Raw genomic sequence first — 17,130 nt, 5'->3', positions numbered from 1 at the left:
GATTCTACATAGTTGTGTCTAAGCAGTTATTTAATTATACCAAGAAAAATAAATGGGAGTATCATTTATTAGAAGTACGGATAAGTGGTGGATTGATATTAAGAATGATGCAAAACTATCTGATGAAACCATTACTGATGCCATTAATAAAATTGACACATTAGATAGAATCCAAGTAAAAGTTGATGAAATTAAAAATGTGTCCTCAGAAGATTGGGATACTTTATAAGCAAACTATGAAAAAAATTATATACATAACAACACTCATTATCATAGCTGGCTGTGGAACTTCTAAAATCGGTAACAACAATGTACAAAATTCATACTATCCGATTTCGGGTATGAATGCGAAATTTAAATATGCCAATTCAGATTCTTATGTATTTCATAAAGACTTGAACAAAACCGAGTCAAAAAACGAAAAAATCTATACTGTAAGGGAAATTCAATATTCTTGGGGTAAAAAAACGGAAACGTTATATCGATTAGAAAATACGAATGTCATGTATTTTGATACTCAATCGGGTACTGAAAATATGATTATGCCTAGTAAACCAAAAGTTGGTTTTAAATGGCAAAGTATAGATAAAGCTTGGGAATATGAAATCGTTAATATGAACGCAGATTTAGAAACCCCAACCAAAAGGTATAGTGGTCTTCTGGTAATGAAAGCAAGCCAAATTTTAAACCGGGATGCAGACAAATTAAAGAATTATTTGAATTACTACGAAAAAGGAACTGGGAAAATTGCAAGTTTTGGCAATGGAGAATTGATGACGTATAGATTAGAGTAGGAATAAAATACGCATCACTATAAAACCAAGAAACAATAATGATTTAGGGCTTAATCACAGGTTTTGTATATTTTATAAAACCCATTTAAATCTTTCTATATAATTCTATTTTAATATTTAAATCAAATAATAATATTTGAAAAAAATTAAACCAATTCTAACAATTAAGAATATTGATAAATTAAGATTCTACTTTGGAATCTTGTTAGGTATTGGCTATGGATTTTTAGTAAACCTTTGGTTTAGATTAATAGATTATGGCTTTTTTGTAGTATTTGATTTAACTAGACATTACAATCTTAGACTCGGTGGTTTTTTAATAAGTCCTTACAATTCACTTTTATTGGCATTGACTTCATCATCACTTGGTTTTTGTTATACTATGTACTTCTGGACTAGCAAACATTTTTTAAATAATAGAAAGAAAAATTTCAAAAATAGAATTGCTCAAACTAATTCTATTTTCATTTTTATGGTAATTCTATTTGTATCTACAAAATACCTCCCCTTCAGTACTTCATTTAGATACGATGGTTTTGAAATAGATTTAAAAGAGAAGTATAGTTATATACCTTTTTTCTTGCCCATTTTCATCTTTCTTTTCAACTGGGCAGCAATTTCACGGATTTATAAAGTTGGGCGATTTATAATGATTTCATCAATTTTAGTTTTTATCTATGGAATATTATTAAGCAGCACATATAGAATTCATAAAATAGTTACGGGATTTAGTATTGAAGAAACGATGGAGAAAATTGACCAAAACGAAAAACAATTAAAATTAACTTCCGAAAAAATTTTAGGACAGTGGACTGAAGAATTATGGGTGGGTTTTGAAAACTCAAATATGCCAAGTCCCCCACCAGCACGAAATCCTGACCACGACTCAATTTGGCCTCCCTATTATGAAATATCCAAAGAACAAATCACACATTTTTTTCTTGGAATTGATTCTACTTCATACACCCTTCAAAAAAGAGATAATATATTAATTTTAGAAGGTTTAAGAACGGACTTAATTGGCTATCCGAAACAATGGCGAATATTAAACATTTCAGATACAATTATGACAATTGAAAGAGCCTCTAGCGAGTTTGACTTTAATTATATTGAAAAAATCGACACCGTAAGGCTCATTAAAAAACAATAGTTAAGAACAATCGCAATATTAAAAATATAATTGACGGTTATTTGTAACCATTATGTATAATTCAAAAACTATGAATACAAATTTTAATTTTGAAGAATTAAAAAGCAAAATTGAAAGCGCTACTAGAAAGAGTTTCAAAGAAAATAGTAAGAAATATGGTTCTGACATATGCTCATTTTCATTGATTAGTGATGATGGCGCCATGACTGTAGTACCTTTTACCAATACAAAAAGTCATTTAACAGAACTACAGTTAGAAGACCCCACATATAAAGATACTTACGAGTTTGAACCTGCAGAATGGTTTACATCTGGTGGAGCAAACACTGAGTTTAATGACATTTGTAAAATGGTATCTGATGAAGTAGATAATGACGATTTAGATTTTGAAGCTTTTAGAAATACCTTGTTTGAAACCTGTGTTCAAGTATTAGAAAAACTACGGACAGAGCATTTTTTTAGAAATGAGTTAGGTAAAAATCTCTTAGTTCTATTTAGCATTTCTGACACAAGTGAGCCTAAAGAAAATTTAATACAATGGGGAAAACGACTTAATTCTGAAGCTATAGGAAATCGTTTTGAGGATTATTTAATCAATGAATAATAAAACTATCCTGTCGCTTAAATGCAATTTTAATATTCCTTGTATATTGCTATAGATAGTTTACTCCTCTTCAACTTTTAAAAAATCAACAGACCAACGACAATGCGAAAAGAAATAAACATTAAAGAATGGTACAGAAAAGATCATTTTGATTTTTTTTCTAAGTTCAGTGAGCCATTTTTTGGTGTTACAGCTAAAATTGATTGTACGTTAGCCTATAAAATTTCAAAAGAAAATGGCTATTCCTTCTTTTTATATTATCTGCACAAAACGCTAGTAACCGCCAATAAAATAGAACCGTTTAGATATCGAATTATTGATGGTAAACTATTTGAATATGAAGCAATAAATGCATCACCAACTATAAACCGTGAAAATGGTTCTTTTGGATTTTCATATTTAGATTATCATGAAGATTTTAAAACCTTCTGCGACTTAGCTGCTCCAAGAATTGAAGAGGTTAGAAATTCTAATAGTTTAATGCCCGCACTATCGGGTGAAAACGTAATTCATTTTTCAGCATTACCCTGGATAGATTTCACCTCTCTTTCTCATGCCAGACATTATGATTTTCCTGACAGTTGCCCTAAAATAAGTTTCGGTAAAATGGTAACGGAAAATGATAAGCAATTGATGTCCGTTTCCGTTCACGTGCACCATGGATTAATGGACGGTTTACATGTTGGGCAATTCTTTGAGAAACTGCAAGAACTAATGAACGAGAACAATTAATTACTTTAAGCTCAAGGTTAGTTTCATCATATTAGAACTCAAAGAAAACAGCCAACGCAATTGTTCCCATATCAATTGTTCCTCTTGATGATTCCGTTTTAACGCGCCATTATCATCGGCACTTAAATTTACCTGATCAGATTCGAATTTTGGCAATTGTTTTTCAAAAGAGATCACGGCATCAAAATTTGGCTTCTGGTCTCCTGTCGCTTCCTTAGACAACGATTGAAGCACCACAGAAAGGTTTTCATCGATCTTCGTTATAATAGTATTAAAACGCTCAGATGCCTCTGTGGTTGTATGGTGTTGAATGTAAATACTCAACGATGCCAATGATGATAAAAAGTTATGGTTCAATTCAACCAACTCATATATCTTATTTAAATTCTTCTGTTTTGAATGCGGTTCTTGGGTCATACGTTGAAATGCCGAACTTAGGTTAGAAGTTTCTAAAAAAGCATTTTTACGTGCCAGTCTATAACTTGTGGGTACTCTGCCTTTTTGTATATAATAATCCGCAATTTTAGATAAATATACCCTGTTCGCTTCTACACTTTTAGTTACATCTTTTCGTATTTCTTGAAAGCCCCAGCTTGGCCATAAAAACAAAAATCCTAAGTAAGACAATCCTGCTCCTAACAACGTATCTAGTATTCGATATTGAATAACCGTCATAACATCGGGTTGTAGAATACCATAAATAAATACGATACTTAAAGTGATATATATGGCAGATGCTTTATAATTTTTCTGCAGCATTGAAAGTGCAATTACAAAAGAGATCAATGCCAATATTGCGTACACATATACATCTTGTATTAGAAAAACTATAACCGTGGCGATTACACCACCAATCATAGTACCAATTGTTCTGTCTTTAGAACGTGTTTTTGTAAGACCGTAATTAGGTCTCATAATCAAAATAATGGTTAAAAGAATCCAATACGGATTCTGAAACGAAAACAAATTACCTAGAATAAAACCAATCATTAAGGTTACTGCCAAACGTAACGAATGTCTAAATATGGTAGACCTAAAACTTAGATTTCGTAATAATATACTCGGACTATAATCTTGAGAAATCAAAAAACGTTTCAGAATTTCTTTGTCAATAAATTCTTCTGAAGCAACATCATGATCGCTTAATAGCCATTTTATTCTTTTAAGCTTATCAAATTGCTTTTCTTGATATTCCAATAAATTTTGAAACATGATAAATGCCTCATAAGCCTTTGCTTCTTTAATTTTGCCCAGCTTTAAAATCTTAATTCGAATATCTTCAAAAAGGGCTGTTAAACCATCATGCTTTGGTATTTGATTTGGCTTATTACCTATTTCTGAAATTAATTGCAATTGATTTGCCATCTCAAAAATCAGATTTTGAAAATGGGTGATAAACTCAGGATGCAATTTAAATTGATCATCCATCTTTATATAGTTGACAGGGTTGGCACCTGAAGTTTCTAACATTTCTATAAGTTGCGCCAATACCAAAACACGCTTACCATTGTATACCGATATACCAGAGTTTTTTCGAGATAGAATTAAAATTTCACGTAAGATATCGTGCTGTTCTGTAAGTTGACTTTGTAATAAGAACAAGCTTTCTTGTAACTTTTTTCTATTGGATTGTTGGTCAATTAGCGTTCCACGTTTCTTTAAAAGTTTCGCTGTATTACCTATGGTTTCATACAAAACCTCTTCTGTTTGCCCTTTCGGGTTTATTTTAAACCATAATAAGGACAACCCTAAATACCAGAGACTACCAAGACCAACCAATAGTGAATATTCATAAATCTCCAATTTATCGGGAGTATGGGCAAAACTTAAAATCAATGCTAAAAGACCAGAGAAACTAATAAGCGAGGCTCTAAACCCGTAGGCAGAAATAAAGGAAATGGCAAAACTCATCAATCCTAAAATGACAAGAGAAAGCCAAAGAGAATAATGTAAATAGCCACCTATAAAACTTACAACCATTACCAACGCACCTGAAAAGAGTATGCCTAGAACTTTGTGCCGTTGACTACCATGAACATCACTAGGAGAGCACCAAAAAGCACCAAAGCAAATAGCGACTCCAATTTCTGTATACCCTGTTAAAACCCCAATGGCGATAGGTATAATAACCGCAATTACGGTAAGCACAGATTTAGTAAAATTAGTGCTGACCAGAAATTGAACCAGTTCTTTAAAATAAACAGAAATGTAATGTTGAATTTTTTCCAATACCAATAAAATCAAGCACAAAGATACACTTTGGTAAAAGAAGCAATTAACCCTAAAAAAACAAAAAGTGTTGAGGCAATTAAACCTCAACACCTATTCTATACTTGAAATTATGTGAACCTAAATTTTAAGTAACATTACCTATAATGAACTGCTATTTGAGCTAGTTGACCAACAATTTTAACGGAGTCTTTCATAGATAGTTTAGAACCATCTGCATGTATCCATCTTTTTAACGGTTGCTCACAAATCATGCTCTTTACCTCTGTTTTACCAAAATACTTTTTCATTCTCATAAAAAGTTCCACATCAAATAGCCATTTGGTAACAAATTTTTTATTGAACATTTTAGAAGCAACTTCACGGTCCATTACCTTGGCACCACATTGTGTGTCTTTAAATGGCATCCCTAAAATGGTTTGGATAATAAAATTAATAGTCATACTAATTACCTTACGGGCTGACTCTTTTGTAATATTTGCTCCCATTCTTGAGATACGAGAACCGCTTACTATTTTAAAGTCTGATTGCTCAATTGTTTTTACCAAATCATCGAAATCTCTAAAATCGGTAGATAAATCTGCATCTAAAAATCCTATATAATCAAATTGCTCATCTTTAACGAGATTAAGTATTCCTTGACGTACCGCTTCTGCCTTACCTCCATTTTGTTCGCAATTGTAGATACTTATATTAGAAGGATTTTCTTTTTGTAGTTTCTGTAGTACAGCCATGGTATTATCTGTACTTCCATCATTTACAAAACATAGATGGTAGCCTAAATTTTTATGGGCGAAGTTTTTAAACTCTTCACTTGATAGTCTTGTCTCTTCATTATAACATGGAATTACAACTCCCACACAATTTTTCTGCAACATGCGTGTGTCAGATATTGTTGTGGTAGTTCCCGCCTTATTTTCTGGAGCTCCAATAATTCTCTTAATTCTAGCAGCCATTTCATCTAGACTTACCGGTTTTTTCATGTAATCATTAACCCCTAAATCAAAATTTTTCATGATAAGAGCCTCATCGGTATTACCTGACATTACTAAAATAGGTGTATCATTTCTCATAAATACACGAATGTATTTAACAACTTCTGTACCCGTACATGAAACCAATTCTGTTCCACACATTTCTGGCATATTCATATCTAATAAAACCAAGTCTGGTTTAAATGAATCGAACAATTTAATACCAGTTTCAATTGAATTCGCTGTCTTTACTTCATAACCTAATTCTGATAATCGTTTTTCAACAGATAGTAAAATTAATTTTTGGTCATCTATGGCTAAGATTTTCATAGGTAAGATTTTAGTTAGTTTTTGGTTACTTTATATAGTTATGCCGTAAAAGTACTTTTCAGATACGTTGATTTTGGACCCGAAAAGATGACTAACGTTTTTCTGTAGACGAATGGTTTTATTAGTTCGGTGGCTCATTGCCTAGAAAATAAACAATAAGCATATCTTTGTATCGATATATTTTCTTACAAAAATAAATTCATATAAAAATGGAGACTTGCTTATACCAACCTCTTTTCATTTCTATTGACCTTTATAATTTGATTATTAAGACAGTATATATTTTGAAAACTTTTACTTTTTAAAAGATTTGACATAAACTATTTGAAGATTTCAAAATTACAGCTCGCGGTATTGTAGGTATTCTATTATTAAAATATTAAACGTTCGCTTTTAATTGTAATCTCCATCTCATATATTTAATACCTTTAGGTAGAATTTGATTCTAATATAAACTTTGGAAAAAAAAACCAACACCCTCTTAATATTAGCTTTAATTGTAGGGCTAGCTTTCCATGGTTCTGCTATATTCTTTACGTTAGAATCAACCTATGACGCATTAATCCATTTATTTTTCGCCGACCATTATGCCAATAGTTGGTTTGATCCATGGGAATATAGATGGTACACAGGTTTTACGGTACAATCTTATCCGCCATTAGTGCATCAACTCATTGGCATACTTTCTTACATAGGTGGTCTAAAATTTGGAATGTATACAGTTGCATTGATTGCCATTGTATTGTTTATAACAGGCGCTTATAGGTTTACCCTATTAATGACTGGTAGTCGTAGAATAGCAGGTTACGGTGCTGTAATGGCCGTTTTTTCATCCACGTTTGTAGAAACACTTCATATTTTTGGGCAGTTACCTAGTATTTCGGCATTATCTATATTACTTCATGCCATGACAGAAATATACCTGTATATCAAAACAGGTAAAACTAGATATTTCATTACATCGGCAACTATGTTAGCGGTAACGGTTACATCTCATCATGTTACTCCCCTATTTGGAATGGTATTTTTTATAGCTCCATTAATGGGTATGGCAGTTATGGATGCAGCTAGAGAAAAAGTAGCATCATATAAAGCGCTTACATTTAAAGTATTTTGGGCTACTACCCTTCAGCACTTTTGGCGAATTGCCAAATTTGGTGGTACGGCAATATTTTTATTAATATTCTGTATTTTTCCTTATTGGTACAACTCCAAAAGAAACCCTATTACCCAAGTTGCCATACCTCATGGATCTCGGGATAATTTCTTGGAAATAACTTCATCTGGACTCGTATTTTTTATAATTCCGTGGGGAGTATTTCTGTTTATCATACCCTATTTCTTTTACAGATATTTTAGTAAAAGATATGTGTTCTTCGGATTATCTTTTGCACTATTAACCATATTAGGAACTGGTGGCACTACCCCTATTCCGCGTTTAATGTTAGGTGAAATGGCATTTAATATCCTAACCTTAGATAGATTTACATTATGGGCTACCATTATGGCACTTCCCATATTTGCTGAATTTGCCTACAGAATGGTAGAAGGTGATTTAAAAACCTTAATACAAACAAAATTCGGAGGAGTATATCATAGGGTTTTAGGCGGATTAATTGCCGGAGGAATGCTGTTTATGGTTCTCTTTACCATGACCTTAGGATATTTTAGACCCTCTCAACCTGCAAAAATAAAAATGCTACCCATAGTTAACTTTTTAGGAGCAGATTCTCATGATTCTTGGCGTTATCTTCCCTTGGGTTTTGGTGATCAAATGGCTTGGCTTTCTGCGCAAACTGGGGCAATGACCGTTGATGGAAATTATCACTCTGCACGTAGATTACCCGAACTTACCACAAGAGCCATAGAACGCATAGAAAACTCTAAATTTAGAGGTGTAGAAGGTATTGGTTCATTACAGCAGTTTTTAACCGTACCAGAAAAATATAATTTAAAGTACATTTTCTCCAATGATAAATTCTATGACCCCATACTTTATTATTGTGGTTGGCAAAGATTACAACAGTTAGAAAATGGCATTATGGTTTGGGAGAAATTAAATGTTGCTCCCATACCCCAAATTATGCCTAAGCAAGATGTACCCACCATCATGAAAATTATGTGGGGCGTAATACCATTGCTTACGGTATTAATAGCCATTTTTGTAAATATTCAAATGATTTGGATACGGTTATTAAAGTCTAAAAAAGTTCCTGAACATTCGTTCATGAAATTAGAATTGCCGTACAAAAAGTTTCCTTCTAAGCTTTTAACCTTCTCTCATTGGTGGGCATTAGGTATCCTTATATGCATGGGATACGGTATGTATATTTTTTATGTAAAAAATGTAACGCAACTATCTCCAAACAATGTGGTGGAATCTTATTATGATGCATTGGATTTTAAGGAATTCTCTAGAGCTCATTCATATCTAGACCCAGAAGAAAATATAGATATAGCACAGTATATGCTAGAGGTTTCGGTTACAGATGGTATTTTAAGTTCGTATGCAAAACTAGATTCATTAGGAATTGAAATTTATGATGAAACTGAAAATAGCGCAAAAGCAAAAGTAGCCACTCGATGGATTACTCCGCTAGAAAACGTATTTAATAATGACTATCATGAACTTATAAAAAGGAAAAATAAGTGGTATCTAAAATCTTCAAAAGTTGATAACGATATTCCGCCAGATCAGCTTTTTACGGCTAATAGCACAACCTATTATAACCACGGCAGAAGAAAAATCACTACCCAAGAGACCTATCACGAAGATGTTTTAAAGCAACCCGTTTTAGAAATTCTATCGGCTAAATTGGTGAAATACAAAGGGCAGTACAGTATAATTGGTGAGCTACAAAATGTGGATAATACACCAGCAGATATTGTTATAAAAGCAACGTTGTACAATGACAATAATAAAGAGCTGGCCAATTACAATGCCAAGCATCAAATTAAGCATAAATTAATGCCTAAGGAAACCACCACATTTAAAATAAACTTTGAAGGTATAGCTTGGTCCTCTACGAAAGATACCTTGCCACCAACATTTGATCCAGATCAATTTACACCGGTAAGTTTTGAGGAGCAACCAACAAAGTTCAACTTGCAATCTGCTGGCAACACTGCTAATACAGATTTATACAAACATGTAGCTTTACAAGATTTGGAATATAACGAACAGGGTTTTAATGGTGTTTTATTTAACTCTGGGGTACAAGAGGTTACCATACCTCAATTAATAATTTCTTATTACGATGCCAATAGCCAACTACTTTGGGTAGATCATAAATTTGTAACCGAAGGTGTTCGTATACAGCGAAAGCAATTTTTTAATTATAAACCTTTAGACTTAGATAGTCTAGAAATCATTAGCAATAGTCTAGAAAATTGTTTCGTTAATGGCTCACCAAACAAAGCGATAGCTGATAAAATATTCCCCAATAGAAAGGTTATACATGAGAAGAAACAAACACAACCTTTTAAAGGAAAAGGTTATGAGTTTATAAAATTTGAAATAAACAGTTATATAGGTAATCCTAAATAATATGCGCATTAAAATTTTAATCATTTTAAGTCTTATATCACTTGGCTGTTCTAACAAAATAGAAGAACAACCAAAAGAATTTGACTATCCTAAAATTGAGCCAGTTTCCGAGATTACTTCTAGTGTAGCTGGCGATGCCGTTTCCTTATCTTTCAAGACGGATGCGCTCAAAGAAAATCTAAAATTACAAATAAAGAATGCCTACGGAAACGCCATTTTATCACCAGAAAATACAGAAGACCAACTCGCAATCTTTAACATTCCAAAAAACTTTACAAGAATTGCGGGTCCATGTAGATGGAAGGTTTTACTAAATGGTCAAACTTTACGAGAGGGAAAGTTTGATATTGCCACAAATCCCCCAAAGGCCACGTATATAGAATCTTACTTTGGACCACGAAGTGTAACTGCAGGTAACAACGATTTTTCTATGTTGACCATATCACCTACAGACGCTTATGACAACCCATTAGATGACGGAACGGAAGTAACCGTTAAATATCAATTTCAAGAAAATATAGAAGAGCAAAAAATAATTACCGAAAGTTTATATGCCTTTTACAATGTTAGGTCAACATTAGAATCGGGCAGAATCTTGGTGTCATCAGAATGTAACGGGGTTACCTCTAAGGAGCTTGCAACCATCGTCTACCCTTCTAATGCTACAGATTTCACCATAAGTAGCTCTAGTGCACATGACTTTGCTGATGGCAATCAAATCATCACATTTACATCTAATATCATAAAAGATGAATTCGGAAATATGGTTACCAATGGTACACTTGTAACCTTTGTAATAAAAAATGAAAATGACACTCATTTATACACTATAGGCACAACTATTAATGGTATTGCCGAAGCTAAAACGTTACATCCAGATAAAGCATCTAAATGGGAAATACAGGCTTTTGTTACAGGGGCAGCAGAGAGTAATATAACAGAATACACTTTTAAAGCGGCAATAAAAGATTATCCTGTGCATTTTTCTAAAGGAAATAGAAATATAGATATTGGTCCGTTTGAAAGTTTTATGAAACAGCTTATACCTGATGGTCTTTTATTAAAATTAGATATTTATGACACTGAAGGTATTTTTATAACATCTAAGAAAACAACGACCAAAAACGGAGTTTGTAATATTTTCTTAGGCGAACATTTTCTTAAAGAAGGCGATTATATATTAAAAATAAAGGCTGCAGGTATTACTAAAGAATTTACAAAGAATATACATGGCGATACAGTTAAATAAGGTATTATACAGAACTGTGCTGATAGTTACTTTCTTAGCTATAAATGCACTGGTCTTATATGGAATTGGGGCTGCGTGGGCATTTATGAATACAGGTGCGGACAAAACTTCTATGTTGCATTTAGAAGTCCCAATGGAAGATGTGTATATGCCAAGTTTAAAATGGTCAAATTTAGATAATCCAGGTCGCCAAATGGAGGAACAAGCCTTAGGAGAAATCACGAACGATTATATGAATGCTTGGCATGTTCGTAATATCGCATATAAAAAAAATGATCCTTACGGTATAGAAGATTTTTATACTGATAGCGCAAGGGTACGATTGTATGATAATATAGATTTAAATAAAAAGAACAATCACTGGTACAAACGCACTACATTAAACCATAACTCTTCTTTAGATTTTTATACCGCAGATGGCACCATGGTGGTATTCAAAGATTATAATGTTGAAGAATACCAAGAAATTTATGAAGGTGAAACGCTACTCAGCAAAGAAAAAGATACTACCAGCTACCAAGTAATGATGCTTTTAGAGGATGGTTTTTGGCGTATTAGACACTTAAAAGAAATACCTGCACCAGCAGATACAGCTACAATAGCACCAAGAAACATAAAGGATAAACTTAAAAAAATTGAAAACATAAAAGGTATTAATTACTACCCAAAAGATTCTCCATGGGATACCTTCGGGAAAACATTTAACGATAGTATAATTGATTTGGATTTTAAGATCATTCAGAATATGGGTCTAAATACAATTCGTGTATTTATACAGTATGAAGATTTCGGAAAAAGCCGTGTAGATTATAAAAAACTCAACCTTCTTAAAACCTTATTAGATACCGCAGCAAAAAATGAATTAGACGTAGTAATTACGTTATTCGACTTTTATGGTGATTATGATGTTTCTAATTGGACACTTACCCACAGACATGCAGAGAGTATTGTAAATGCCGTAAAAGATCATCCTGCCCTTTTGGGATGGGATATAAAAAACGAACCAGATTTAGATTTTGACTCTAGAGGGAAACAACGCGTTTTGTCTTGGTTGGAACAAATGATCGAAAATTTAAAAAAATGGGATAAAAACCACCCAGTTTCCATAGGTTGGTCTTCACCAGAAGCGGCTATAGAACTTGGAGATGAAGTTGATTTTGTTTCCTATCACTATTACAGAGATATCGAAGATTTTAAAAAAGCACATGATACGCTTAAAGCTGCAATAAGCGATAAACCTATAGTGCTTCAAGAATATGGTATGTCTTCCTACAAAGGCGCATGGAACTTATATAGGGGTGCAAATGAAGAGGGGCAACAAGATTATTATAAAGAAATTCAACCAATATTGAAGGATAACAATATTCCCTATATGTTTTGGACTTTATATGACTTTAAAAAAGTACCTACCTCTGTAGCAGGTAGCCTACCCTGGAAAACTAAAAAACAACATTACTTTGGTTGCTTAGATACCTTAGGTAATAAGAAACCTGCATATTCAGAATTAATAATTAAAAAATAGAATAATTGAAAAAAGTTTTATTTAAACTTACTTCAAAATCAAGAATAGGGCATTAGTATTTTAAATAAAAAAGGCTGGTTAAAAACCAGCCCTTTCATACTAACCATATCAATTCTTAATGAACCAATTTCTTCTCCATAGTTGATATATCAATATTGAAACCAGTTTCTTTTGATTTTTGGATTGCCTTAAAGTAATCTATATACATTTGTGTAATTGTAGACATTGGTAAAGAGCAAGCTGCTTTATAATTTTGTTTTGCCAATTGTATTCTATAGGCATCGTCTGTAATAATTTTTTCAATAGCATCTGCCAAAGACGAAGTACTGTGAGCATCAAAGAACTCTCCGGTATAGCCTTCCTCTTTTACTAGAACACTAAGATCTCCTAAATCCGGTAAGGCAACAGCGTTACCATAACTACCAGCTTGGTGCAATACACCAGAACTGCCCGTAGTAGAAGTATAAGGAAAAACAGTAACTGCGCTTTCTCCAAATATTTTAGGCACATCTTCTTCTGCTACATAACCTGTGTATCTAATTTGAGGTACATGGCTATATTTTTGTTTCATTTCTTCTAAGTAACCAGGGGTATTAGGGCTATCTGTACCTGCAATAACGATTTCTAAATCTTCATTGGTTCGAGCTCTAATTTCTTCTACGGCTTCAATAAGTATTTCTACTTTTTTGTACGTACCGAATTTACCGAAAGCCATCACCTGTTTTGGACCAGCCGGAAGTTTAAAATCTGGTTCTGGCGGAGTTTCAAAAGCGCCATGCGGTATTAACGCAACATTTTTAACCTTATATTTTTCTTCTAACGTAGTAACATATTTACTAATAGTTACTGCAAGTATATCTGAAGCTAAAACAAATTTGGTCAATGTAGTTCCTATAAAATTGTAGATGCTCTGTAATGCTTTATTTTTGGTAAAACCAGCATTCTCCAAATCTACTTGTTCAAGAATATTATGTAACAATGAAATTGTTGGTATCCCTTTTGTTTTACAAATAAATGGAAGCATTAGCCCTAGTGCCGCCGGTATTTTCTTATCTCCGAATTTTAAAAACTGAAGATTGAATAATACGGCATCTGGCTTTGTTTGCGAAATGGTCTTGCTAATACTAAAGATATTATTGTAGCTGTTAAAGCTCCAACATTCCTTTACCGTAATCTTACAACCGTTTTCTTCAAAGTTTAAATCTTTAGGTTCATCGGTTCGATCGGTAATCAAAATTAATTCGGTCACTTCTTCTTGAAGTCTAAAGTGTTTTACCAAGTAATAACCGTACTCTGTTAAAGTTACTTTACTGGGCGGATAGGCGGTTACGATTGCTAATTTCATTTGAACTAAATTTTAGTATACAGGGTTATTTTGTTTTGGAAAAGCAGTGCTAGACCAAATTATTTTGCTTTTTTAAGGCTGATGAATCTTTCTTATTCTTAATGATGAAAAATAATAGTTGTGCTACCAATAGTATCACCATGGCAATTATTTGCATATGTACTACGGTTTCTAAATTCTCATGATATAACATGATTAGTGCCACCTGAGAAAACCCTAATAAACCGGATAATATTACAGGCGAATATTGATTTAAGGACAGAAAGTAGTATGCAAAAATATTAGAGACTGCGAATAGTGATGTCGCCAAAGCATATTTCCAAAGTAAATGTGCAATAGACAAATATGCATCACCGAACATTAACGTAATGATCAAATTCGGAAACAGAAAGCATACAAAAACTATAAAGGTCGATAAGCCACCAATAAAGAACACATACTTAAAAAGTACGGGTGCAGTTGCCTCGCCATCCTTTTGTTTTTGTATTACAGTTGGCATAAGTAGCATTACAAACATCCAAGCTACAAAATACACTACTCTACCAATTAATGCTAGAGATGAATATAAACCCGCATTCTTATCATTGAAATAATGCTTTACCAATAGAATATCACTATTGTTAATGATAATCTGTGTAAGTTCATAACCAGCAGTTAAGCCAATAAAAATCCAGACTTGTCTTAAATCTACAGAAGCCAACTTACTTTTAGAAAATAGTTGAACTCCCTTAAAATCTGAAGGAAAAAGACCAAAAATAAACGACACAGCGATACCTACAGCAATTAAAACACCCGGTTCAAAGGGCACCAATAATAATAGCGCAAAAGTAAGCAGTAACCTACTCCACATTTCCGTTTGGTATGTGCCCGCTAATTTTCCAAAATCATGCTTTCCCTGAAATCTTCCCCTATTAACGCTCATAACAAAGTATAGCGGAATAGCGACAGCAAAAATCATAAACATATAATGATTTTGCGTATTAAATAGCGCTTGTAGATTTTTTGAAAAAACGAGTACGAGGATACCTGTAAAGACACCAAATACCAATGCATATCTATACATGGTATTCTTAAATGCCACCCAGGTTTCATCCGAAAATAGCACCGCAAATTTTGTAGTCGCTAATTGAAAGGTCATGCCTACAAAAGATAACACTAATAATAAGGTTACCAATAATGCCGCATCTGCAAAAGCTTCGGGACCTAAAAGTCTACCTAAAAGTAAATTGTATAAATAATTACCACCATTTACCAGCAACGCACTACCCATAAACAATTGTTTAGGGGAAATTCGCTTAATTGCTAATCTTATTGCCGACATGATTTTGATAGGGTTTTCGGGGGTTTGGGAGAAATTAATTTATCTGTATACATAGGCGATTTTTGCCAATTGACCAACAATCTTTACAGAGTCTTTCATTGATAGTTTTGATCCATCTGCATGAATCCAACGTTTTAATGGTTGCTCACAAATAAGCTTTTTGGCTTCGACTTTACCATAATGCTTTCTCATTCTAATGAACATCTCCACATCAAAAAGCCACTTCGTTATGAATTTTTTTTCAAAAAGTAACGGAACTACTGAGCGGTCCATAACTTTTGCACCACATTGTGTATCATTAAAAGGCATTCTTAAAATGGTTCTAATAATAAGATTAATAGTCATACTAATAATCTTACGGGCAGACTCTTTAGTAATATCCGCTCCCATTCTACTCATTCTAGAACCACTTACTATTTTAAAATTAGATTGATCCAACGTTTCCACTAAATCATCAAAATCTCTAAAATCAGTAGATAAATCGGCATCTAAAAAGCCTATATAGTCTAGTTGACTATCTTTTGCCATGTGTAGCATACCTTTGCGAACAGCTTCGGCCTTACCACCATTTTTCTCGCAATTATAGATACTAATATTGCTTTCGTTTCCTTTTTTCAGTTCTTCAAGAACTTCTAAAGTTTTATCTGTACTACCATCGTTTACAAAACAAAGATGATACCCTAGATTACTATGTGCAAAATCTCTAAACTCTTTACCTAAAAGGCGTTCTTCTTCGTTATAACAAGGTATAACAACACCAACACAGTTTTTTTGGAGCATTCTAGCATTACCTGAAACTGTTTCACCTCCTTGAACGACAGGAGCGCCAATTAACCTTTTAATACGAGCTGCCATTTCAGATAAGCTCACAGGTTTTTTCATATAATCATCGATGCCCAGAGTAAAGCCATCCATAATTATAGTCTCATCAGTATTACCTGACATTATTAAAACAGGGGTATTTTTATTATTAATCTCTTTAATGTGTTTAACCACATCAAGACCAGAGATATCTGGCATATTTATATCTACAAGAACCAAATCTGGCTCAAAAGCATCATATATTTCTATACCTTTTTTACCCGAATTGGCTGTCATTACATCATAACCCAATTCAGTAAGTCGCTTTTCAACCGATAATAAAATCAGTTGTTGATCATCAATAGTTAGTATTTTCATGGTTTTATGCTAGTAAGATTTAACTTACATATAACGTATTATTTTATAAAAATTGTAAGTATTATGAAAATAAAATCAAAATAATTTTTTTTAATTAAAATATAACTGACTGATTTACATACTACCATAACTGCAACAAATGAAAATAATAATT

The 17,130-nt window shown here is 33.0% G+C and carries 13 protein-coding genes; 8 read left to right on the top strand and 5 right to left on the bottom strand.

Going from position 1 to position 17,130, the window contains the following annotated elements; translation table 11 throughout:
* Positions 1–52: 52 nt before the first annotated feature.
* The 5 genes from P178_RS23090 to P178_RS0101070 all read left to right on the top strand — a co-directional run bounded on the left by P178_RS23090 (position 53) and on the right by P178_RS0101070 (position 3,280).
* Positions 53–229, top strand: a complete 177-nt coding sequence (locus P178_RS23090; RefSeq protein ID WP_155941551.1) for a hypothetical protein — start codon at positions 53–55, stop codon at positions 227–229.
* A 7-nt stretch (positions 230–236) separates the two neighbouring features.
* Positions 237–794 (top strand): hypothetical protein, encoded by a 558-nt coding sequence (locus P178_RS0101085; protein ID WP_027064501.1) that lies wholly within the window; start codon positions 237–239, stop codon positions 792–794.
* A gap of 136 nt (positions 795–930) precedes the next feature.
* A complete protein-coding gene (locus P178_RS0101080; protein ID WP_027064500.1) occupies positions 931–1,944 on the top strand; it encodes a hypothetical protein in 1,014 nt (337 codons plus the stop codon).
* A gap of 70 nt (positions 1,945–2,014) precedes the next feature.
* A complete protein-coding gene (locus P178_RS21210; protein ID WP_051638132.1) occupies positions 2,015–2,548 on the top strand; it encodes a DUF4303 domain-containing protein in 534 nt (177 codons plus the stop codon).
* Between the two features lie 102 nt (positions 2,549–2,650).
* Entirely contained in the window at positions 2,651–3,280 is a 630-nt protein-coding gene (locus P178_RS0101070; protein ID WP_027064499.1) for a chloramphenicol acetyltransferase, read from the top strand.
* On the opposite strand, the gene P178_RS0101065 is transcribed toward P178_RS0101070, so the two are convergent.
* Positions 3,281–5,509 carry an FUSC family protein gene (locus tag P178_RS0101065; RefSeq protein ID WP_027064498.1) on the bottom strand — a complete coding sequence of 743 codons (2,229 nt, stop codon included), beginning with the start codon at positions 5,507–5,509 and terminating at the stop codon, positions 3,281–3,283.
* A 137-nt stretch (positions 5,510–5,646) separates the two neighbouring features.
* Positions 5,647–6,813, bottom strand: coding sequence for a glycosyltransferase (locus P178_RS0101060; protein ID WP_027064497.1), 1,167 nt, complete (start codon positions 6,811–6,813; stop codon positions 5,647–5,649).
* Between the two features lie 457 nt (positions 6,814–7,270).
* Here P178_RS0101060 and P178_RS0101055 point away from each other — a divergent pair, with 457 nt between their 5' ends.
* Genes P178_RS0101055 through P178_RS0101045 form a run of 3 tightly spaced genes read left to right on the top strand, consistent with a single transcriptional unit; the run spans position 7,271 to position 13,131 of the window.
* On the top strand, positions 7,271–10,360 hold the full coding sequence (locus tag P178_RS0101055) for a membrane protein (protein WP_027064496.1): 3,090 nt from the start codon (positions 7,271–7,273) through the stop codon (positions 10,358–10,360).
* Position 10,361: 1 nt separating this feature from the next.
* Positions 10,362–11,609, top strand: a complete 1,248-nt coding sequence (locus P178_RS0101050) for a hypothetical protein (RefSeq protein WP_036145459.1) — start codon at positions 10,362–10,364, stop codon at positions 11,607–11,609.
* Complete coding sequence (locus P178_RS0101045) at positions 11,590–13,131, top strand: glycoside hydrolase family 2 TIM barrel-domain containing protein (protein ID WP_036145456.1); 1,542 nt, start codon at positions 11,590–11,592, stop codon at positions 13,129–13,131. Before P178_RS0101050 ends, P178_RS0101045 begins: the two co-directional genes overlap by 20 nt.
* A 115-nt stretch (positions 13,132–13,246) precedes the next feature.
* On the opposite strand, the gene P178_RS0101040 is transcribed toward P178_RS0101045, so the two are convergent.
* From P178_RS0101040 to P178_RS0101030, 3 genes are read right to left on the bottom strand one after another with little or no spacing between them, the layout of a single operon-like run.
* Positions 13,247–14,476, bottom strand: a complete 1,230-nt coding sequence (locus P178_RS0101040; protein WP_027064493.1) for a glycosyltransferase — start codon at positions 14,474–14,476, stop codon at positions 13,247–13,249.
* Positions 14,477–14,525: 49 nt separating this feature from the next.
* Positions 14,526–15,797 carry an oligosaccharide flippase family protein gene (locus tag P178_RS21205; RefSeq protein ID WP_036145453.1) on the bottom strand — a complete coding sequence of 424 codons (1,272 nt, stop codon included), beginning with the start codon at positions 15,795–15,797 and terminating at the stop codon, positions 14,526–14,528.
* 39 nt (positions 15,798–15,836) lie between these two features.
* A complete protein-coding gene (locus P178_RS0101030; protein WP_027064492.1) occupies positions 15,837–16,976 on the bottom strand; it encodes a response regulator in 1,140 nt (379 codons plus the stop codon).
* Between the last annotated feature and the right edge of the window lie 154 nt (positions 16,977–17,130).

It is taken from the genome of Maribacter sp. Hel_I_7, from assembly GCF_000688315.1.
Classification (GTDB): Bacteria; Bacteroidota; Bacteroidia; order Flavobacteriales; family Flavobacteriaceae; genus Maribacter; species Maribacter stanieri.
The sequence above is the reverse complement of the archived record's forward strand: the minus strand, read 5'-3'. Positions and strand labels throughout refer to the sequence as shown.